Source organism: Thiomicrospira sp. WB1, from assembly GCF_001507535.1.
Lineage (GTDB): Bacteria > Pseudomonadota > Gammaproteobacteria > Thiomicrospirales > Thiomicrospiraceae > Hydrogenovibrio.
Map to the genome: position 1 here is coordinate 507,651 of NZ_LQBN01000002.1, position 20,811 is coordinate 528,461.

The window sequence follows — 20,811 nt, forward strand, 5'->3', positions numbered from 1 at the left end:
TTAAAAAACCAATCCCATCCGACCTAATCTGGGTCCGGAATCACATAATCCTCATAATCCAATCCCGGCTGGTCCACCACCACCGCAATGCCATGCAATCCCTGATGCGCCTGCTTCACCGAACGGCGATCCCCTGTCTTTAACGGATGCCACTTGGGCAAATCCCGGCCCTGCGCCACACATCGATAGCCACAGGTATCCGGCAACCAGTCAAATTGCTCGACTCTTTCCGGTGTCAAAGCGACACAGCCCGGCACATTGACCGACCGGTTGGCATAATCCGAACAGGCCGCCGTCTCGGGATCGGACCATTCACACACCACACGGGTATACACCAACTCGCCCGTGTCTTCGTCTTCCAACTTGGTCAGACAGCACAAGCCACAGCCATCACACAGCGATTCCCACTGCTGGGGGCTCATTTCCGTCAAAGACAACCGCTGCCAAAAAGGACGTTGAGGGGCAGGGTCAGATTTTTTCGAACAAGAGGTCATGACTATCTCTTTTTATTTCAATGGCTTGCATGTCTTTTTATTTTGGCACAGTTATTGATGTGTATTCCCTGAAAAGCCCAAACTCGTCAAAGAATTGACACAGTCACACAAGGAGCGTTTTATGGGTCAGAAAATGGACACATCACAAAAAGTCGTCACCTGTCTGGACTATATTGATCAGCGTCTGGAAGACACGTCCGAACAAACCATTCAGATTGCAGAGATGATCATCGACGACATCAAAGAACTCACCGCCGGCTACCCGCAGGCATTGAAAGACAACAATCTGCAGGCGCATGCCGACAAAGTGCGCGACACCCAAATGAAATGGGTCAATCAGTTGCAGGACATCATTCTGGAGCAAACGCAGCGTGACTTGAATGGTCAGGTGATTCAGGCGTTGCAGAAATTCGCACAGAACCTGAACCAGACACAACCGCACCCGCAGCTGGACTTTGACCTACCTAGTGTCGTGCAACGTCGGGACGAGAATCTGGCACACGAATATCTGACTCAGGATGAAATCGAGTTGTTGATGGCCGCTGACAACGCACCGGCCCAGTCCATGCATCACTGAGCGGCACGTTTTTGACCAGGCCTGGTTATTTTTTAGCCGAGGCCTCGGCTTCTCTGGCTTCGCGCTTGGCTTCTTCTTCCAGGAAAATCCGGTGCAATTCTTCTTCCTGCGCCGAGGCATCCTCGCCTTCTTTCACCGGTTTCATCAGATCTTCTTTGGACACACCCAGCGCCAACGCGATGGAGCTGGCCACAAAGATCGACGAATAGGTCCCGACCAATACCCCGACGATCAAGGCCAAGGCAAACCCATAAATCACCTCGCCCCCAATCGCGATCAGTGCTGCCAACACCAGTAATGTGGTCAAAGAGGTCATAATGGTCCGAGCCAACATCTGGTTGATGGACAGATTGGTCACTTGCACCGGGGTGCCATCACGCACCGTGCGGAAATTTTCCCGCACCCGGTCAAACACAACGATGGTGTCGTTCAGCGAGTAACCGATCACCGCAAGGATCGCCGCGAGCACGGTCAGATCAAACTGAACCTGAGTCCAGGCAAATACCCCGACCGTAATGGTGACGTCATGCACCAGCGCCGCCACCGAGCCCAGCGAAAAACGAAACTCAAAACGCAGCGCCACATAGATCAGAACCCCGATCAGCGCATAAATCAATGACAAGGCCCCATCTTCGGTCAACTCATCCCCGACCTGCGGCCCGACAAACTCGACCCGACGCAGCTCAAAGGCATCCGAATGTTTCTCGGCCAACATGTCCATCACATTGTTGGAAATCTGAGCCGAGCTTTCTTCCGGGCGCGGGGCAATGCGAATCAATACCTCTTTGGCCGAGCCGAAATTCTGTACGGTGGCACGCTCATAACCGTTGTTCTGTAATGCCGCTCGAATTTCATCGACTTCGGCCGCCTCTTCATAGGCCAGTTCCACCAGCGTACCGCCAGTGAAATCAATGCCAAAATTCAACCCCTTGATCGCCACACCGGCAATTGAGGCAACCAGCAACAACAGGGACAGAACCAGTGCCTGCCCTCGAAACCGCATAAAATTGTAACGTTCTTCGTTTTGCACGAACCCATTCCTTTCATTGCTCGGCGCCTGTCACAGGCCCCGAAAAAATGCATGACAGATGCGCCGGGGGAAGCCCCTCAGCGCATCAGATCGATAATTTCTGTACCGGTTTGTTGCCATAAAGCACATTGATCACAGCGCGCGTGCCCAAAATGGCAGTGAACATGGACGTCAGGATCCCGATGCTCAAGGTGATGGCAAAGCCTTTGATCGGCCCGGTGCCGAAACTGAACAGCACAATCGCCGCCAGCAACGTGGTGATGTTGGCATCCGCGATGGTCACAAAGGCCTTTTCGTAACCGGCGTGAATCGCAGTCTGTATCGACGAGTGACGCAATTCCTCCCGAATGCGCTCAAAAATCAGTACATTGGCGTCAACCGCCATCCCCACGGTCAATACAATCCCGGCAATGCCTGGCAATGTCAGCGTGGCCTGCAGCAGCGACAGCACCGCCACAATGATCACCAGATTCAGCGTCAACGCCACATTGGCCACCAGGCCAAACACTTTATAACGCATCGCCATCACCACCAGCACCAGGGCAAAGCCGATCACCACGGAAAGGAAGCCCTGATTGATGTTGTCCTGCCCCATGCTCGGGCCAATGGTGCGCTCTTCGACGATTTCCATGGGGGCGGCCAACGCCCCGGCGCGTAACAGCAGCGCCAGATCCTGTGCTTCCTGCGGACTGTCCAGCCCCGTGATCTGGAAGCGGTTGGCAAACTGGCCGCGGATCACCGCCGCATTGATCACATCTTTGGTGGTGGTGCGTTTTTTGATGGTTTCGCCGTCTTTTTCAATCGTGTCCACTCGGTTTTCAATGAACACCACCGCCATGCGGTTGCCGATGTTGTCCTTGGTGGTGGCCAGCATTTTTCGGCCCCCGGCCCCATCCAGCGTGACCGAGACTTGCGGCGAGCCCGCTTCCTGATCAATCCCGGATTTGGCGTCGATCACGTTGTCGCCACTGACGATAATGCTACGCTTGAGCAAAATCGGGCGGCCATCCCGGAAGTGATACAGGCGTGCCCCATTCGGCGCATAGCCGGTTCGTTCGGCTCGACGGGCATCGCCCTTTTCCTCCACCAGACGGAACTCAAGGGTTGCGGTGGCTCCCAGAATCTCTTTGGCTTTGGCCGTGTCCTGAACACCGGGCAACTGCACCACGATCCGACGATCGCCCTGCTGCTGTATGACCGGCTCGGCCACGCCCAATTCATTGATACGGTTGCGCAGGGTGGTAATATTCTGCTTCAAGGCGTATTTGCGTGTCTCAGACTTGACCTGTGCCAGCAGCGGCAAAGCAATTTCCCCGGTTTCCTCATTCGCTCGAGGCTCGAAGGTCTGAGGAAATTCCGCTGCAATCACATTCAACGTCTGCGTCACCTCTTCGGGGTTGCGTAAACGCAGCAACAAACGATCGGATTTGTGTGTCAGCCCAAGATAACGGATGCGCTCTTCTCGCAAAACCGATTTCAATTCATCCACATACCGTTCATAGGTTTTGGACAGCGCCGCTTCCATGTCGACGTCCATCAGGAAATGAACCCCGCCGCGCAAATCCAGCCCCAGATACATTGGCTGTGCACCCAGCGCACTGAGAAAATCCGGCGTCGCCGGTGCCAGGTTCAACGCCACCACAGCCTGACGCCCCAGCGTCTCTTTCAGCAGTGACCGCGCCTTTAATTGATCGTCTGTGGAATGAAAACGCAACAGAAACTGCTCAGGCTGGCGTTCAAACGCCTTGGGCTCGATGCCGGCCTGTGAAAGCGTGGCATTGATCTGATCCACGGTGGACTGGTCAAATTCAACCGTTTTGACGGGAGAAACCTGGACCGCGGGGTCATCCCCAAACAGGTTGGGCGCCGCATAAATGGCACTGAGCGTAATCGCTGCGGCCAGGAGCAGATATTTCCATATCGGATAGGTGTTGCTGATGACTTTTTGTCTGGATTCAAACATCTTGGATTACCATTGCCTGCCAGGCAGGCCATACGAAAGAAACCGCGCCGAGGCCGGTGCGGTGTGCTTTAAACAAAAAAGGGCCGGGTATGACGGCGTCACAACCCTGCCCTAACTTGCAAACGTTTCGACTTACTCTGCCTGACCCTTCAGGGTTCCTTTCGGCAGTTCGCGTGCCACATTCTGACGCTCGACCTTGACCGTCACATTGGGCGCGATTTCCAAGTCAATAAAGCTTTCATCCAGCTCACGAATTTTCCCGGCCAGACCACCGTACGTCACCACTTCCGCACCTTTTGACAAGGCTTCCACCAGTTTTTTGTGCTCTTTGACTTTTTTCTGTTGCGGACGGATCAACAGAAAATAAAAGACCACAAACAGCAAAATCAGTGGAATCAGGGCTTCAAACCCACTGCCGGACGCGGCGGCTCCATTTTCTGCCATGGCATCGGAAATAAAAAAGCTCATTGTTACACCTCTTCTTATCAAAAGTTCGCAATATTGTGGCACAAAGCGGCCACAAATTCTAAAAATATTATCCGCTCCCTGCGGACGGACTGAAAGCCCCGGCTTTACCCTTGTGATAAATCCGGCGGCGTTTCACCCCGTTGGCGGTAAAAGGTTTCCACAAACCCATCCAGTTCGCCCGCGGCAATGGCCTCACGCAACCCGCGCATCAGGCTCTGGTAATAATGCAGGTTATGCAGCGTATTGAGTCGCGCGCCTTGGATTTCACCGCATTTGTCCAGATGATGCAAATAAGCACGACTGTAATGGCGGCATGTATAGCAATCGCATTGCGGGTCCAAAGGGCCGGTGTCACGCTTGTGCACAGCATTGCGGATTTTGACCACGCCTTGATGGGTAAACAAAAACCCATTGCGGGCATTACGCGTCGGAATCACGCAATCAAACATGTCCACCCCGCGGCGCACCGCCTCGACAATGTCTTCCGGCTTGCCCACGCCCATCATATAACGCGGTTTGTTTTTGGGCATGTGCGGTTCGGTAAAATCCAGCGTCCCCATCATTTCTTCTTTGGGCTCGCCCACGGACAAGCCGCCGATGGCATAGCCATCAAAACCGATGTCGACCAGACCGTCAATGGATTCACGGCGTAAATCTTCATACATACCGCCCTGGACAATGCCAAACAGCGCCGCTGGGTTATCTCCATGGGCCTGTTTGGAACGTTGGGCCCAGCGCAATGACAACCGCATGGAATCGGCCGCTTGCGCGTGTGTGGCCGGATAAGGGGTGCACTCATCAAAAATCATCACAATGTCTGCACCCAGCTCGCGCTGAATCTGCATCGACTCTTCGGGGCCCATGAATATTTTGTCGCCATTAACCGGGCTGCGAAAGGTCACCCCTTCTTCGGTGATCTTGCGCATTTTGCCCAGACTGAACACCTGAAACCCGCCGGAATCGGTCAAAATCGGGCCGGACCAGTTCATAAAGTCATGCAAATCGCCATGCTGTTGAATGATCTCTGTGCCCGGACGCAGTGACAGGTGAAAGGTGTTCCCTAAAATGATCTGCGCCCCGGTGTCAGCAATTTCTTCGGGAAACATGCCTTTGACGCTGCCATAAGTGCCTACCGGCATGAACGCAGGGGTGTCCACCTCGCCACGCTCAAAACGCAAAACGCCGCGCCGTGCCCGACCATCCTGATGCTGCAATTCAAATTTCATACTTAATCCTGTCTGGAGGCATCTTACCCGTCCATGCCTCGATTCTTTATTCGGTTTGGCGACTCGGTACCGCCGCGTCAGGGTCTACGATCCGGGAGCACCAGCATGGCATCACCGTAACTGAAAAAACGGTATTCAGAGTTCACCGCATGCCGGTAAGCGCGCATGGTATTGTCATACCCGCCCAAAGCCGATACCAGCATAATCAACGTGGATTCAGGCAGGTGAAAATTGGTAATCAGCCCATCAATCACCCGAAAGTGATACCCCGGGGTGATAAAAATATCGGTTTCTCCCTGAAACGCAGACAGCTCACCGTCGTCCGATGCTGCCGCCGCACTTTCCAGTGCCCGGATGCACGTTGTGCCCACCGCGATGACCCGCCCGCCTTTTTCACGGGTACGGCGAATCAGCGCCACCGTCTCGTCAGGCACGTCAATCACTTCCGAATGCATGGTGTGCTCGGCAATGTTGTCGACCTGTACGGGCTTGAAGGTGCCCGCGCCCACATGCAAGGTCACAAAACCCGTGGCGACGCCCCGGTCATTAAGTTTGGCCATCAGAGGCTCGTCAAAGTGCAATCCCGCGGTCGGGGCAGCAACCGCACCCGGTTCGGAGGCATAAACCGTCTGATAGCGTTCCTGATCGGCCTGGTCATCCTCACGCTCAATATAAGGCGGCAGAGGCATGTGCCCGAAGGCCTCGATCACTTCAAGCGCTGTTGCATGATCGGTCTCTTCCGGGGCAAACACCAGTTTGAACAAAGCGCCCTCGCGTCCGGTCACCGTCACAGGAATGCGCCCTTCCAGCGTCAAGCGGCTACCGGCCTTGGGCGCGCGGCTGGCCCGAATGTGCGCCCAGACGTCGGTGTCGCTCAGGATTCGCTCCACCAACACCTCAACCTGGCCGCCCGTGGCTTTTTGCCCATGCAGCCGCGCCGGAATCACACGGGTGTTATTAAAAATCAGGCAATCGTCCGGGGTCATATAATCCAGCACATCCACAAATGACGCATCGCTCAGGGTCTTCCCCTGCATCACCAGCAAACGACTGGCCGAACGCTCAGCGACCGGATGTTGGGCAATCAGCGCCTGAGGCAAATCAAAATAAAAGTCCTGACGACGCAAGACGCACTCCTGTTGAAACCGTTGAGATCGCGGCATTATATCGCAAACCGCGCGGCAGAACACCCGCAGGCCCAAGCAAACAACCGGTCTCTTGAAAAATAACCAGGCCTGGTCAAAAGCATGATCGAAGTTGCTAAAATACCGACAGCCTAGATAAAGACAAAGGACGACCCTATGTTCTCAATTCAACCGATGGACCCGCCGACGTATCGACGCAAAACCCGAAACGCCACCCTGATCATTATGGCGATGTTCATTGTCATCGGCATGATCACCGCTACCACGTTTGTGGAATATTTAAAGCCTTATAACAACAACCTGATTGTTCTGAACATTCTGGGCGCTTTGCTGGGATTGGTGATCACCTTTTTCATTGTGAAATGGTTTTTTGCCGACAAACCCTGGATGCAGGAAGTGATGTATGCCTGGCGGCTCAAGCGCAACCTGATGAAAATCTCAAACGCGCATGAAACGCTGCAGGAAGCAGCCACAAACGGTGACACGCAAGCGATGAAAATCCTTCGCTTTTATCACCTGGGGCTGACACAGATGCACAAACTGGAAAACAATTACCACGCTCTGACCGACCTCAAAGCCGAAAAAGAAGAACTGGAAAAACAAATGCAGGCCGCATCACTGGACCTGGACCAGGCTCGCTTTGACGCGGATCAACTTCGCCCTTACCTGACGAAACAAACCGACGAATAAATGGCCGTTCGCGTTTAGATGTCATCAAACCAGCGCATTTTGCTGGTCGCACACGCACTGTTGCCATAGGCCTTGTCCCAGTCTATGGTTTTAAAAAACCAGATTCGGGTAAACCACTGACTGAAGGTCACACGCGCGTTGGGATCCCCGGAAAAACTGTAACAACTGGTGAAATTTTCATTGGTGCCTAAATACGTCTTTTGTAGGAACTGTCATTCTAATGACAGTTGGCCAGCAAATGATTATTTTCAGGTGTTGCGGTCATTATCTGCATTCAGAATATCGAAATATTCCCCCACAGGACATTACCTTGTTACCCTTCACAGCCATCATCGAATGATGCAACAATTATGATAAGGATTTTTACAAAAAAAGCGTGATTTTGCGATTTTTTCGTAGAGAAATACAGAAAAGAGAATGGTACGACTGAGTGGATTCGAACCACCGACCTCCACCATGTCAAGGTGGCGCTCTAACCAACTGAGCTACAGTCGTATAACAGAATTTGGATTGGTACCAGTGGGCGGACTCGAACCGCCACGCCGATTAAGGCATCGGATTTTGAATCCGACGTGTCTACCAATTTCACCACACTGGCTTGATCATTCCGTTAGGAATGCGCGCATTATAGGGAGCGACAGCACGCAAGTCAACCGTTTCTGAGGTTTTTTGACATTCGCTCAATCCAGTTTTGAGCGAATGTCCTGAACGCGACGCACCCAGGGTGAAATGTCAAATTGCTGTTTGTAACGTTCGGCCGCCTGGTCGGCTTCATTGCGGTTGTCATACCCCCCACTGAGCAACACAAAGTAGGTTTCGCCATTGCGTAACAGCGGTACCACTTTGGCGCCTTGCAAGCCCTTTTGTTCCATCAAGCGTTCGACCGAACGCTGATTCGACATGCTCGCCAACTGCAGCGTGTAGTGCTGATCCGGCAGTTCTTTCAGCCAGCGAATAGGCTCGGGCTCGGAAGATTGATTGGTGGGCGCCTGTTCTTTTTTGGGCGCCTGGGGCGCTGTCGGATTACTGGGCTGACCCACAAGGCGGATCACAGGCTGGTCCAAGCGGGAAACTTTGGGCGATTGAGGCTCGGCCACCGTCGCTTCCTGATTGTCTGTCTCTGACGGTTTTTTTTCTGGTTTTGATTGCTCAGAGGTGGCCGGTACAGAGGCCTGTGCCCCCGCCTGACCATTCAGGCGATCAATCAGTGTCGCCAGTTTGTGATCGATCCCCTGGGTGTACTCTTTCAGTTTTTGCTCCAACACCGCAATGGTCACCACCTGATCCGACCCGCTCAAGGTTTGCGATGCCGAGCGCTGCCCAGTCGGTGAAGCGTTTGCTTGTGGCTGGCGGGCCAGCGCTTGATCCAACCCCTGCTGGGTTGCTTTGAGTTGCTTTACCTCTTGTTCCAGGGTGGCAACCTGCTCCTGCAACTGTGTAAACACCTCTGACTGCCCGCCTGTGGCTGCGGCTTTTTCCACATCCGCCACTTTGACTTCCAATGCGGCCAGGCGGTCACGGGAACTGTCAACGGAACTGACCACTTTTTGCAATTCATTATGAATGCTGGTGTAGCCGATATAGAGCACGCCCAGAATGGTAAACAGCAGTGAGAGCATGATCACCACGCCAAAAAACGACACCTTTTGGCTTTTGGTGCGTTGACTGGCGCGGGAAGGCGATGACTGGGGTTTGTTTTCTCGACTCGGCATAACATCCTCTGCGGCTTGAAGCCAATCACTTAATGAATGTTCCGGCTGGCCCTGAGCAGAACCGCCACTCCCGGCGGTCAAGGCCGGACCTCGATCGGACGAACGCTGCTGAGCCTGATCTTCGATGGCTTTGAGCAGTTCTGCCCGCTCTTTTTCAAATTCGGAAATGGTTTGCGCCATGCTTTGTGCTCAGGTCACGCCAATCAGGGGTTGCAAATATAGCCAAACATCGGCCAGCTTTAAGCTTTATCACTTCAAGTTATTGTAGAATGTTGACTGGCAATTGCAAAGCGAAGTTTACAGGAATTGATCATGCACAACATCGGGATGGAAGAAGTCGGATCAGCGCTGCTGCTGACACTGGGATTTGTCGGCGTCAGCGCACTTGTGGTCGCCCTGGTGGTCTGGGGGCTCTACAAAGCCTTCAAAAACCGTGACGAGTCACGTTAAACCAACACCCCTTTTTTGACCAGGCCTGCTTTCAGATGCCAGAGTTTCCACTGCAGCAGACCTGCGGCCAGAATCAACCCGAACACGATCCCCAGCCAGAAGCCTCCCACGCCCTGCGGCGGCAGCCACCAGTCGGTAAAGGCCATAATGTAACCGCCGCCCATGCCCAGCCCCCAATAACTGACAAAGGTGACCAGCATGGTGGTTTTCGTATGATGCAACCCTCTGAGAATCCCGGCCGACGTCACCTGAATGGCATCAAACACCTGATAAGCCGCCGCCAGCAGCAGAAGCCACAATGCGATCGCTATCACGGCCGGGTCCTGGGTGTAAAAAGCCGCAATCTGCTCACGCGCACTGAAGGTCACCAGCGCCACCACGCTGCTGAATAGCACCGCAACCGCCAGTCCGGTACGCACACTCAAGCGCATGGCGGTCAAACTGCCTTGCCCGAATGCGGTGCCCACCCGAACCGTGACCGCCAGCGACAGACTTAACGGAATCATAAACGCCATGGAGGTGTAGCTCATCACCACCTGATTGGCGGCAATCACCTCCGTTCCCAGTTTGGCAATGAACACGGCAATCAAACTGAACAGCGTGACTTCGAACAAAAGCGCGAGCATATTGGGCACACCCAGTGACAGAATGTCCGCCATGCCTTGACGCCAGCGATAACGAAACCAGTCACTGGCCTGCCAGGCGGTGAGCGGACGTGTTTTGGGGTGGCGGCGCACAAACCAGATGCCAACCCCGAGCATGCCCCACATAACCAGTGTGGAAGCGATACCACACCCGGCGGCACCAAACGCCGGAACGGGCCCCCAGCCATAAATAAACACCGCATTCAACGGAACATTCACAAGCAATGCGAGCACACTGATTGCCATAGTGGGCCAGGTGAGAGACAGTCCTTCCCAGAAAAAACGCAACGCCAGATAAAGCGCCAGGCCCGGCAGGCCAAGGGCGACATAGATCAGATAATCCTGAGTCAGTTGATAAACGCTGGGCGACAACGACAGTTGATCCAACACCCATTGCGGTTGCATCAACACCACCATGGCCAACAGTCCGAGCGGCACGGACAACCAGAGCCCCTGTTGCAAATAACGCCGGATCGCAGTTGGATCATCCTGACCAAAACGTTTGGAAACCAAGGGGGTCAGCGCAAGCAAAATACCCATCGGCACCATCAGGACCGGGAACATCAAGCTCGATCCCAGACCGATGGCTGCTAGATCATCCGTGCCCACATGCCCCGACATCACCGTGTCAATCACACCCAGCCCGGTGATCGCCAACTGAGCAATCAAAATCGGCACCGCCAACTTGAGCAGCACCCGTGCCTCCAGCGCGTAGCCGGCCCAGGTCAGCTTTTGCGCTTCGGCCTCGGCCTGCATCAGTCTTTCTTGTCGGATTCGTTCGAATCGCCCCTGGAAGAGGGTGGCTCTTTTTGCCAGGCCTGGTGTAAGGACTCGGGCATGTCATCCGACAATTGCTCCGCGCTGTCAGGGAGCATTTCGATCGCTTGCGGCCATAAAAAAATCAACAGCAATTTAAGCACCCAATAAATCATGGCGTATATCACCACCGCAAAGATCAACACCACCGGCAATCCCAGCAGCAGATCCACAAACAACGCCTGACCGCTTAATACGGTCTGCCAAAACGCTTTTTGAATAAAGGCAAAATGCAACCAGTACACCACGCCCGACAAACTGACCAACAAAACCCCGATGTGCCAGGGCGACAGAATCCGACTGTTACGAAACAAACAAAACATATTCACCCTAACGGCGTGGCGCCGATTCCTCCAGACGTTGAAAAAACAACCACTGCAAAGCCACAATGGTACTGGCGACATTAAAGCGCCCCGAACGCAGCCGGTCTTCCGCCTGCTCAAACTTCATCGGTACCAGTCGAATGTCTTCGTGCTCCTCTTTTGCCCCCGCCAGTGCAGGCAACTCGGAAAAATCAATTTCCGCCGCATATAGATGCAAAACTTCATCGCTGCCGCCCGGGCTGGGGTAGAACTGACAGACGTATTCAAAGTCCTGCACCGTCACCCCGGCTTCTTCCTGCGTTTCGCGCGCGCATGCCTGCTGCGCTGATTCACCCGAATCGATCATGCCTGCCACCGGTTCCAGCAACCAGGCTTTTTCCGACTGATGTCGGGCGTGCTTCAGGGCGCCAGCGCGACATTGCTCGATCAAGAGAACCTGACGTGACGCACAATCATAGAGCAACACCAGAACCGCCTGACCTCGCCCGAACAATTCACGTTCCAACGTCTCTGACCAACCCCCTTGAAAACGCTGGTGCTGAAATCGCACACGATCAATCCGAAAGAATCCTTCAAAGGCGGGTTCAATCGACTCGATGCGCAAACGATACTGAAATGGGTCAGAGCGATTATCCGACATGACTTGTCACTTCCTGCGAGGTTGAGATTAGGGCTGTTTCCGCGACCTGTCGGGGCACTCGCGGGGTGACGCCACACAATAATTCATAACCGATGGTGCCACACCACTGCGCCACCTCATCCACCGCCAGCCCCTGCCCCCATAAAATGGCGGCATCCCCGACGCTGACCCGATCCTGCAAGTCGGTGACGTCCACTGTGATCATATCCATCGACACGCGCCCGACCAGCGGCACCTTGCAACCATGAATCAACACCGGGGTCCCGGAAGGCGCATGACGGGGGTAACCATCGCCGTAACCAATGGAGACCACCGCAAGCAGGGTTGGGCGTTGCGCCTGCCAGGTCAGACCATAACCGACGCCGCTTCCGGCCTCGATCCAGCGCAGACGCGTGACTTCGGCCATCAGCGTCATGGTGGGCGCCAATGACGTGCCCGAACGGGCGCTGGCGCCATAGAGCATAATGCCCGGCCGTACCCAGTCATAATGCGTTTTGGGATACGTTTGAACGCCAGCGGAATTGGCCAGACTGCGCTGCCCGTCGACGGTCTGACTTAATTGATCAAACAGAGCACACTGTTTTTGGGTAAACATCTGCCCATTGTCTTCATCCGCGCACGCCAAATGCGACATCAGATGCATGGAAATCTCAGCGGGCAACGAGCGCAACCATTCCACCACCGTCTCGGCTTCGCCCGGTTCAAATCCCAAACGCTGCATGCCGGTATCAAATTTTAACCACAAATCCAACTCAGGCTGCGTATCGCAGGGCAGGTCAGCATGCTCAAGCCAGTGTGCCAGCCACTGCAACTGTTCATGGCTGTGCACCACACATTCCAGTCGGTTGCGCCAGATCAGTGGCCATTCCTGCCATGAAAACACACCTTCGAGCACCACAATCGGGTGCTCGCAGCCCGCCTCTCTCAAGCGCAAGGCTTCATCCAGACAGGCCACGCCAAACCCATCGGCTTGCTTCAAGAACTCCGCGACGCGCTCAAGCCCATGGCCATAGCCATCGGCCTTGATCACGGCCCAGACATTGGATTGCCCCACCCGCTCCCGCACACGGGCCAAATTGTGCGCAAAGGCCGGAGGGTGAATCACCGCCCGCACCGGACGAAATTGCGTGATGGTCAGGGCTTCAGTAGTACTCATCGGCTTGATCGTCCATGGCCGTAAAGTTTTCAAATCGAGTGTAGTGGCCGAGGAAGGCCAGTGGAATATTGGCCAGCGCCCCGTTACGATGCTTGCCCAGAATGATTTCGGCTTTGCCTTTGTCGGCCGAGTCCGGGTTATAAACTTCATCGCGATAGATAAAAATAATCAGATCCGCATCCTGCTCAATCGCGCCGGATTCACGCAAGTCGGCCATTTTAGGGCGTTTGTCCGGTCGTTGTTCCAGGTTACGACTCAATTGCGACAACGCCACCACCGGCACATTGATTTCCTTGGCAATGGCTTTGAGGCCTCGGGAAATCTCGGAAATTTCATTCACTCGGTTATCGGTCTGAATCGAGCCGCGCATCAACTGCAGATAATCCACCACGATCATGCCCAGTCCGGTGACAAATTCGTGCGGTTCGCGCGACCCGTCCAGCACACTGGGGTGCTGTTCCGCTTCTTTGAGTTGCTGATCACGCACGTCTTTGTCAATGCGACGCACCCGGGCGCGCAGATCATTGATCATCAGCGCAGGCGTGTCATCAATAAAAATTTTGGCCTGCGACATCTGATTCATGGCAAGGGTAATCTTGCCCCAGTCCTCGTCTTCCAGCGCGTTCCCCTTACGGATCTTTTCCGCATCCACGCGACCGACCGAACTGAACATTCGCATGACCAGCTGCTCCCCGGGCATTTCCATACTGAACACCGCCACCGGGGCTTTTTCCTTGATGGCCACGTTCTCAGCCATATTCATACAGAAGGACGTTTTCCCCATCGACGGACGTCCGGCCACAATCACCAGGTCGCCCTTCTGAAGACCGGACGTGACTTCATCAAACTCACTCCAGCTGGTGGCCAGACCGGTAATGCCGTCACTGTCCATACGCTGCTGCAAGGTCACCAGTGCGTCATTAAGCAAATGCTTGATGGTTTGATAATCACGTTGATTGCCACTGCCCTGCTCGGCGATTTTCAGTATGCGGCTTTCAGCCGCATCCAAAATGGCCGTGACCTCTTTTCCTTGCGGAAAATAGCTCTGTTCGCTGATTTCGTTGGAGGCCTGAATCAGGGCACGTAGAATCGATTTGTCACGCACCACCTGCGCATAAAAGGTAATGTTGGCGGCGCCGGGAGTGTTGTCCACCAATTCCATCAGATAGCTTTTGCCACCAATGGTTTCCAGCTCTCCGCTGGCTTGCAACTGGGCAATCACAGTCACCAGATCAAAGGGTTTTTCAGCCTGACTCAATGCCAGAATGCTTTCAAACACTCGCTGATGCTGCTGAGTATAAAAATCCGAGGGCGTGAGAATACCGCTGACATCCGTAAGCTTGTCGTTGTCCAACAACAAACCGCCGATCACAGACTGTTCGGCATCAATGGAGTGGGGAGGGGTTTTAAATTCAGGCGACTGACTCATAATCGGCCATTATAACCAGTCCATACAAGACTTGCTTGCCCAAAAAAACAAACGTGCATAAAAAAAGCGAGGCAGTACCTCGCTTTTGATCACAACCGAATGGTGGCGTGATTATTCTGCGGCTTTGACGTCCACCGTGATGGAAGCCACCACATCGGAGTGCAAATCCACATCAAACTCGAAAGTGCCGACAAAGCGCACAGGCCCTTCCGGCATACGAATCTGTTTGCGTTCCACTTCAAAACCAGCTTTGTTCAGCGCGTCAGCAATGTCTGCCGTGCCCACAGAACCAAACAGTTTGCCTTCGTCACCGGCGACCATCTCAATGGTCACAACCGTGCCATTCATCTGCTCGTAGGTGCTCTGTGCAGCGGCCAGAACTTCCGCCGCCTGTTTTTCCAACTCGGCACGACGCGCTTCAAACTCTGCCACATTTTCTTTGGTGGCTGGCTTGGCTTTGCCTTGGGGAATCAAAAAGTTACGGGCGTACCCGGCTTTGACCGCAACCTGGTCGCCCAAGCCACCCAGGTTTTGAATTTTTTCCAATAAAATCACATTCATGGCTACTAAACCTCTAATCTAAAAGTTACCAGGCCTGGTCTCAGGCCTGTGTCCAACGGTTGCGGATATCCATCCATGTATCCACCAACCCAACCGTGGCCAAAATCAATATTACTTGAGGAAACAGCATCAACATTACATACAAACCAAACAGCCAGGCTTTGCTCATCGCCTTCAGATCAATGGCGTGATGTATCACAGACAAGCCCTGAAACATCAATCCCACCATCAACACCGCCGCCAGATCCTGAAGAATCAGAGATGGCGTCAGAAGACTGCCGATGGCCGCCACTGCCGCGAGCACCGCCAGCGAAGCCGGCAGGCGCACCTGATAAAAGTCTTCCCGAAACTTACCCGGAAAATACAATGCGCTCTGCCACCACCGCGCCAGAAGCAGCACCACAACCCAAAGCGTGACCAAAAACATGGCCAGCAACATGGTTGCAACCTGCGAAACCTGCTCAATGGTCGCCGCCGGCAGCGATGCACCGGCCTGGTCCATCAAAGGCGCCAGGTAGTTTTCCATCACGGACTGCCACCAGGCAACGGTATCCCCCACCATCAGGTGGAAGGCGAGCACCACACCCGCGGCCAACATAACGGCCAGATGAATCGGCGTTGCCAGCTTCTGCGTCTGGCGCAATGCCCACGCCAGCAACCAGACCGGCAGCATGTACTCCATGACCGCCACCAGGCCTGGCCAAAACTGTCCCATCGTAAACTGATGGAGCGCCAGCGTGGCCAGTACAGCAATCGCCAAAGTTTTCAGGCCATCCGTTTCACCGACGCGCAGTGTCACCAGTGCAATCACAGCGCCCAGCAAAATGCCCAAAGGCGTCAGCCAAACCGTCAAAACGGCCAGAATCAGCGTGGCAATCCACGCCTGCGTCGGGCCTCGCATGACATAATTGGCTAAGCTGAGCATGGGCGTCCTCTTAGTTGAGCAATCGGTTAATGCTGAATCTCACTCACTTATGCTGATCTGAATAAGGCAGCAATGCCAAATAACGGGCACGCTTGATCGCACGGGACAACTGGCGCTGATATTTCGCGCTGGTCCCGGTAATACGACTTGGCACAATTTTACCGGTTTCGGTAATGTAACTTTTCAGCGTATCCAAATCTTTATAATCAATCTCTTTCACCCCTTCAACGGTGAAACGACAGAATTTCTTTCTTCCGAATCCTCTGGCCATTACTTGCCTCCTCGACGCTTGTCTTCTTTTTCGCTCATCATCGGCGATGCTTCTGTGACGGCCTCTTTACGCTTGAGGGTCATGTTACGCAAAACCGCATCATTGTAGTAGAAAAGGTTTTCCAGTTCGGCCAGGGTATCGGCGTCGCATTCGATATTCATCAGAATATAATGCGCTTTGTGTACCTTGTTGATCAGGTAAGCCATCTGACGACGACCCCAGTCTTCAAGACGGTGAATCGCGCCTTGGTTTTCTTCAATCAGAGCGCGATAACGCTCGATCATGGCTGGCACCTGTTCGCTTTGATCAGGGTGCACCATAAATACGACTTCATAATGACGCATTCGAGTTCTCCTTATGGATTAAAAAAGCCTCCTCAAACCCGGTTGAGTGAAGCAAGGAAGATCAACCACATAGCGCACACCTTTCAGGGCACACAAAATGGTCGAAAGCGGGGATTATAGCGTTTTTGCAGAAAAGTGCAACCGGGACCCAAAAGACCCCGGCCATTGCATTACAAACGCGGTTTGATGGTTTTGTAGTTTTCTTTGCGATGAATGTCCGCATCGGCCACCATGGCAGACAAACGCGCCTGCATTTCCGCCGTGGCAGACAAATTGGTCAAAGCCGTGCGCAATTGGGTCCGGGTTTCTTCGGCCTGTGGCATCTCGCCCGTGCGTGCACCCAACACCTCAATCACAACGGAGTCGCCCGTGGGCAATGCAAAGGTGGTGTAGCTGGCCTGATTTTGTTCCGGTTTCGGCGCTTTGAAGATGGCTTCCACCAAAGGGGGGAGCATTTGGCCATGGTCACGCCCCATCCAGCCTACCGGATGGTATTCAATCACATCGGTTTCCATCTGCGCGCTCATTTCCTGCCCGTCCCTCAGAGAGCGGACCAGCTCTGAGGCCATGTCAGCAGACGCCTGACGCGCTTTTTGTGAGGTCAACTGCTGACGGATGGTTGAGGCAACTTCTTCCAATGGCTTTTGCGCTTTCGGCATGACGTCATTGACTCTCAGCACTACGGCCTTGGTTTCATCCAGCTGAATGGATTCACTGTTCAGCCCCTGGTTTTTAACCTCATCGGAAAAGGCCGTATTGATGACCTTGCGATCTCCCAGCACCGGGCCGTCTGCACCATTGCGAGAAACCGGGTCGGTGGTCACGATCTCAAGTCCCAGTGCTTCGGCTGCGGGGGCCAGCGTATCCGGCTGCTCGTACGCCAGAGTATTCAACGTTTCCAATTGCTCGTAATAACGCTGTTCGGCCTGCATCTTACGGTAAGCGCTTTCAACCTCGTCACGAATCGTACTGTAGGCAGGCGTCTGACTTTCTTCGATCGCCGTCACCTGAATCAAGTGGTAGCCAAATTCGGTTTTTACCGGTTCAGACAGCTCGCCTTTTGCCAGAGAAAAGACCGCTTTATCAAATTCTGGGACCATCAACCCCTGTTGAAATAACCCCAGATCACCGCCCGCGCTGGCCGAACCGGGATCTTCGGAGTTTTCTTCGGCCACTTGTGCAAATTCGGCCCCATCTTTGATTTGTTGACGCAGACGCTGAATGGTTTCAAGTGCTTCCTGCTCGCTTCGTTCTTCGTTGACTTGGATCAGGATGTGACTGGCCTGACGCTCTTCCGGCTGCGTAAACAGATCCTGGTTGTTGTCATAAAAACGTTTGAGTTCGGTCTCATCCACCTCGAGACTTTGCGCAATCTTGGCCTGACTCAGGGTGACATAGGACATCACCACCTGCTCGGGACGGACAAATTCTTCGCTGTGGGCGCGGTAATAATCCGAAACATCCTCGTCGGTCACCGTGACCTGTTTCATCAACGGACGGTGATCAATGCGCAAATAGTTCACGTCACGTTCCTGCGCTTGAAGTGTCATCAAGGCATTGACCTGGCTATCCGCCACCAAAGCGGAACTCATGGTTAACTGACGATTCTGGGTTTCAATCAGGTGCTGGCGTTGTTGTTGCTCAAATCGCGCCACATTCAAACCATTGCGCATCAGAATATTCTGATAGGTCTGCTGGTCAAACTCACCATCCTTATGGAAAACCTCAGCCGATTGAATCGTCGCCGACAACTGCTGATCCGACACGATCATGTTGTGCGCCTGAGCCCATTGGCGTACCACAACGGATTCCAGCAATGCATCCATGACCTGTTCACGCAACTCGGCATCGTCCACCACCTGATCATACATCTCACCGAACTGATTTTTCAGGCGGTTTTTTTGCTGCTGATAGAGCGTCAGAAATTCGCGTGCGGTGACATCTTCGCCGTTGACTTCAGCAACCGTCACCACTTTGTCGCCTTTGGCATACTGATCAATGCCGAACAAGGCAAAGGTTAAAATAATCAGCCCCACAATGACCCAGGCAATCCAACCCTGAGCATGATCCCGAATGCTTTGTAACATAATTTATACCGACCTTCGCGATTGTGACAGCGCCTGCGCGCCACCTGAAAAACTTGAGTAAACCATCGAATTTAGCGTATTGTATCGTATTCCATTCTCAATTGGTGAGCCCCGATGCCTCGGCCCAAAATTCTTTACGTTGATGACGCCCTTTCCATGCGAAAACTGGTTGATCTGGTCCTGCAAAAAACCTGCGACGTGACGCTGGCAGAACATGGTCAGGCCGCTTTGGACGCGCTGGACAAAACAAGGTTCGACCTGATCATCAGCGACGTCAACATGCCGGTTATGGACGGTCTAACCTTTCTCAAAGCCGCCCGAGAACGAAAAGACACGCACTTTACGCCCATTCTGATGATGACCACCGAAACCGGGGATGAAATGAAAGCACAAGGCAGGGCACTGGGCGCGACCGGCTGGCTGGTCAAACCCTTTGACCCTGAAACCCTGCCCAAGCTGATTCAAAAGCTGATTTAACCCCGGATTATTCACAAACCGGGCCACTCACGACTCAGACAAACGGGTTGTCCAGAATCAGTGTTTCATTGCGGTCCGGCCCGGTGGAGAGAATCGCCACCGGCTTGCCGACCTGTTTTTCCAGAAAACGAATGTAGGCCTGCGCCGCTTCGGGCAACCCATCCCAACTATTGATGCCGACGGTACTGGTCTGCCAGCCGGGCAAGGTTTGATAAACCGGCGTCATCTCTGCATAGTCTTCCGCACTGCTAGGCGGCAGATCATAACGGTGGCCGTCCTTTTCATACGCCACACAGACTTTGATCTCCGGCAAGGTATCCAACACGTCCAGTTTCGTTAGACAAATACCAGTCATGCCGTTCACCTGAGAGGCGCGTCGTAATGCCACCGCGTCAAACCAGCCACAACGACGCTGACGCCCGGTGGTCGCGCCAAACTCATGCCCACGTGTGCCCAGAATTTTACCGGTTTCATCCCCCTCATCTGCCGCGACATCATACACCAGCTCAGTCGGGAAAGGACCGCCACCGACACGGGTGGCATAGGCTTTGGTAATGCCAAGTACATAGTCCAGCGCACAAGGACCGATGCCACTGCCGGACGCCGCGCCCCCTGCTGTGGTGTTGGACGATGTGACATACGGATAGGTTCCGTGGTCGATGTCCAGCAAGGTGCCCTGCGCGCCCTCAAACATCAGACTGTGTCCTGCGTCGTTATGTCGCTGAATCTCCTGAGGAATGTCGGTCAGCATCGGCACAATCAGGTCGGCATAGGCCCGACAGCGCTCAAGCAAGGCGTCAAACGCCACAGGTTCGGCCTGATAATACTCGGTCAGCATAAAATTGTGGTATTCAAGCGTCTGACGCAACACCTGCGCAAAACGGTCCATGTTACGCAAATCACCGGCTCGCAGACCACGTCGTGCCACCTTGTCTTCATAGGCCGGTCCGATGCCGCGCCCGGTGGTACCGATGGCTTTTTTACCGCGTGCTTTTTCACGCGCCTGGTCAATGGCAATGTGGTAATCAAGAATCAGCGGACAGGCCTCGCTGATTTTCAGACGACTTTTCACCTCAAGCCCGGTGGCTTCCAATTGGGTGACTTCGGTCTGCAAAGCTTCCGGCGAAAGCACCACGCCGTTGCCGATCAGACAATCCACCGATTCACGCAAAATCCCGGAAGGAATCAGATGCAGCACCGTTTTCTGACCGTCAATGACCAGGGTGTGACCGGCGTTATGCCCGCCCTGAAAGCGAACCACCGCTGCCACCCGATCGGTCAGCAGATCAACGATTTTACCTTTGCCTTCATCACCCCACTGGGTGCCCACCACAACAATATTTTTCTTTGCCATTACATTCTCATTCGTTCAAATAGTTGGTT

At 53.9% G+C, this 20,811-nt stretch carries 22 protein-coding genes and 2 tRNA genes; 4 read left to right on the forward strand and 20 right to left on the reverse strand.

Going from position 1 to position 20,811, the window contains the following annotated elements; translation table 11 throughout:
- Nucleotides 1-23: 23 nt before the first annotated feature.
- The gene (locus tag AVO41_RS06810) at nucleotides 24-494 is read right to left on the reverse strand and encodes a YcgN family cysteine cluster protein (RefSeq protein ID WP_068584595.1); all 471 of its coding nucleotides are present in this window, start codon (nucleotides 492-494) and stop codon (nucleotides 24-26) included.
- 121 nt (nucleotides 495-615) lie between these two features.
- On the opposite strand from AVO41_RS06810, the gene AVO41_RS06815 reads away from it, so the two are divergent.
- The gene (locus tag AVO41_RS06815) at nucleotides 616-1,071 is read left to right on the forward strand and encodes a hypothetical protein (RefSeq protein WP_235584691.1); all 456 of its coding nucleotides are present in this window, start codon (nucleotides 616-618) and stop codon (nucleotides 1,069-1,071) included.
- A 25-nt stretch (nucleotides 1,072-1,096) separates the two neighbouring features.
- Here the strand turns inward: AVO41_RS06815 and secF are convergent, their stop codons facing one another.
- The 5 genes from secF to queA form a co-directional block, all read right to left on the reverse strand.
- Nucleotides 1,097-2,074 (reverse strand): protein translocase subunit SecF, encoded by a 978-nt coding sequence (gene secF, locus AVO41_RS06820; RefSeq protein ID WP_235584696.1) that lies wholly within the window; start codon nucleotides 2,072-2,074, stop codon nucleotides 1,097-1,099.
- Between the two features lie 112 nt (nucleotides 2,075-2,186).
- Nucleotides 2,187-4,064 (reverse strand): protein translocase subunit SecD, encoded by a 1,878-nt coding sequence (secD, locus tag AVO41_RS06825; RefSeq protein ID WP_068584603.1) that lies wholly within the window; start codon nucleotides 4,062-4,064, stop codon nucleotides 2,187-2,189.
- Nucleotides 4,065-4,196: 132 nt separating this feature from the next.
- Nucleotides 4,197-4,532, reverse strand: coding sequence for a preprotein translocase subunit YajC (gene yajC, locus AVO41_RS06830; protein ID WP_068584605.1), 336 nt, complete (start codon nucleotides 4,530-4,532; stop codon nucleotides 4,197-4,199).
- Between the two features lie 104 nt (nucleotides 4,533-4,636).
- Nucleotides 4,637-5,758 carry a tRNA guanosine(34) transglycosylase Tgt gene (tgt, locus tag AVO41_RS06835; RefSeq protein WP_068584613.1) on the reverse strand — a complete coding sequence of 374 codons (1,122 nt, stop codon included), beginning with the start codon at nucleotides 5,756-5,758 and terminating at the stop codon, nucleotides 4,637-4,639.
- A gap of 77 nt (nucleotides 5,759-5,835) precedes the next feature.
- The gene (queA, locus tag AVO41_RS06840) at nucleotides 5,836-6,885 is read right to left on the reverse strand and encodes a tRNA preQ1(34) S-adenosylmethionine ribosyltransferase-isomerase QueA (protein WP_068584616.1); all 1,050 of its coding nucleotides are present in this window, start codon (nucleotides 6,883-6,885) and stop codon (nucleotides 5,836-5,838) included.
- Between the two features lie 174 nt (nucleotides 6,886-7,059).
- On the opposite strand from queA, the gene AVO41_RS06845 reads away from it, so the two are divergent.
- The gene (locus AVO41_RS06845) at nucleotides 7,060-7,593 is read left to right on the forward strand and encodes a DUF3087 family protein (RefSeq protein WP_068584618.1); all 534 of its coding nucleotides are present in this window, start codon (nucleotides 7,060-7,062) and stop codon (nucleotides 7,591-7,593) included.
- A gap of 418 nt (nucleotides 7,594-8,011) precedes the next feature.
- Here AVO41_RS06845 and AVO41_RS06850 read toward each other — a convergent pair.
- The 3 genes from AVO41_RS06850 to AVO41_RS06860 form a co-directional block, all read right to left on the reverse strand.
- Nucleotides 8,012-8,088: transfer RNA gene (locus AVO41_RS06850), tRNA-Val, on the reverse strand.
- 16 nt (nucleotides 8,089-8,104) lie between these two features.
- Nucleotides 8,105-8,191, reverse strand: a tRNA-Leu gene (locus AVO41_RS06855).
- Between the two features lie 82 nt (nucleotides 8,192-8,273).
- A complete protein-coding gene (locus tag AVO41_RS06860) occupies nucleotides 8,274-9,485 on the reverse strand; it encodes an SPOR domain-containing protein (RefSeq protein WP_068584620.1) in 1,212 nt (403 codons plus the stop codon).
- A 132-nt stretch (nucleotides 9,486-9,617) separates the two neighbouring features.
- Between AVO41_RS06860 and AVO41_RS10770 the strand changes: the two genes are divergently transcribed.
- Complete coding sequence (locus tag AVO41_RS10770) at nucleotides 9,618-9,755, forward strand: hypothetical protein (protein ID WP_162838989.1); 138 nt, start codon at nucleotides 9,618-9,620, stop codon at nucleotides 9,753-9,755.
- Here the strand turns inward: AVO41_RS10770 and AVO41_RS06865 are convergent.
- From AVO41_RS06865 to AVO41_RS06910, 10 genes are all read right to left on the reverse strand, one after another.
- Complete coding sequence (locus AVO41_RS06865; RefSeq protein ID WP_068584621.1) at nucleotides 9,752-11,155, reverse strand: MATE family efflux transporter; 1,404 nt, start codon at nucleotides 11,153-11,155, stop codon at nucleotides 9,752-9,754. The genes AVO41_RS10770 and AVO41_RS06865 overlap by 4 nt on opposite strands.
- Nucleotides 11,155-11,538 carry a hypothetical protein gene (locus AVO41_RS06870; RefSeq protein ID WP_068584624.1) on the reverse strand — a complete coding sequence of 128 codons (384 nt, stop codon included), beginning with the start codon at nucleotides 11,536-11,538 and terminating at the stop codon, nucleotides 11,155-11,157. Before AVO41_RS06870 ends, AVO41_RS06865 begins: the two co-directional genes overlap by 1 nt.
- A 7-nt stretch (nucleotides 11,539-11,545) precedes the next feature.
- A complete protein-coding gene (locus AVO41_RS06875) occupies nucleotides 11,546-12,178 on the reverse strand; it encodes an NUDIX domain-containing protein (RefSeq protein WP_068584627.1) in 633 nt (210 codons plus the stop codon).
- Nucleotides 12,168-13,334 carry an alanine racemase gene (gene alr, locus AVO41_RS06880; RefSeq protein WP_068584629.1) on the reverse strand — a complete coding sequence of 389 codons (1,167 nt, stop codon included), beginning with the start codon at nucleotides 13,332-13,334 and terminating at the stop codon, nucleotides 12,168-12,170. The genes AVO41_RS06875 and alr overlap by 11 nt, the downstream gene beginning before the upstream one ends.
- Entirely contained in the window at nucleotides 13,321-14,763 is a 1,443-nt protein-coding gene (gene dnaB / locus AVO41_RS06885; RefSeq protein ID WP_068584631.1) for a replicative DNA helicase, read from the reverse strand. Before dnaB ends, alr begins: the two co-directional genes overlap by 14 nt.
- Before the next feature lie 111 nt (nucleotides 14,764-14,874).
- Nucleotides 14,875-15,324 carry a 50S ribosomal protein L9 gene (gene rplI / locus AVO41_RS06890; protein WP_068584633.1) on the reverse strand — a complete coding sequence of 150 codons (450 nt, stop codon included), beginning with the start codon at nucleotides 15,322-15,324 and terminating at the stop codon, nucleotides 14,875-14,877.
- Between the two features lie 40 nt (nucleotides 15,325-15,364).
- Nucleotides 15,365-16,249 carry a DUF2232 domain-containing protein gene (locus AVO41_RS06895; protein ID WP_068584636.1) on the reverse strand — a complete coding sequence of 295 codons (885 nt, stop codon included), beginning with the start codon at nucleotides 16,247-16,249 and terminating at the stop codon, nucleotides 15,365-15,367.
- Nucleotides 16,250-16,292: 43 nt separating this feature from the next.
- A complete protein-coding gene (rpsR, locus tag AVO41_RS06900; RefSeq protein ID WP_068584638.1) occupies nucleotides 16,293-16,520 on the reverse strand; it encodes a 30S ribosomal protein S18 in 228 nt (75 codons plus the stop codon).
- A complete protein-coding gene (gene rpsF / locus AVO41_RS06905) occupies nucleotides 16,520-16,864 on the reverse strand; it encodes a 30S ribosomal protein S6 (protein WP_068584640.1) in 345 nt (114 codons plus the stop codon). The genes rpsR and rpsF overlap by 1 nt, the downstream gene beginning before the upstream one ends.
- 170 nt (nucleotides 16,865-17,034) lie before the next feature.
- Nucleotides 17,035-18,951 (reverse strand): SurA N-terminal domain-containing protein, encoded by a 1,917-nt coding sequence (locus tag AVO41_RS06910; protein WP_068584642.1) that lies wholly within the window; start codon nucleotides 18,949-18,951, stop codon nucleotides 17,035-17,037.
- Nucleotides 18,952-19,065: 114 nt separating this feature from the next.
- Between AVO41_RS06910 and AVO41_RS06915 the strand changes: the two genes are divergently transcribed.
- Nucleotides 19,066-19,428 (forward strand): response regulator, encoded by a 363-nt coding sequence (locus tag AVO41_RS06915; protein ID WP_068584647.1) that lies wholly within the window; start codon nucleotides 19,066-19,068, stop codon nucleotides 19,426-19,428.
- A 34-nt stretch (nucleotides 19,429-19,462) separates the two neighbouring features.
- On the opposite strand, the gene AVO41_RS06920 is transcribed toward AVO41_RS06915, so the two are convergent.
- Complete coding sequence (locus AVO41_RS06920; protein ID WP_068584650.1) at nucleotides 19,463-20,782, reverse strand: adenylosuccinate synthase; 1,320 nt, start codon at nucleotides 20,780-20,782, stop codon at nucleotides 19,463-19,465.
- Between the last annotated feature and the right edge of the window lie 29 nt (nucleotides 20,783-20,811).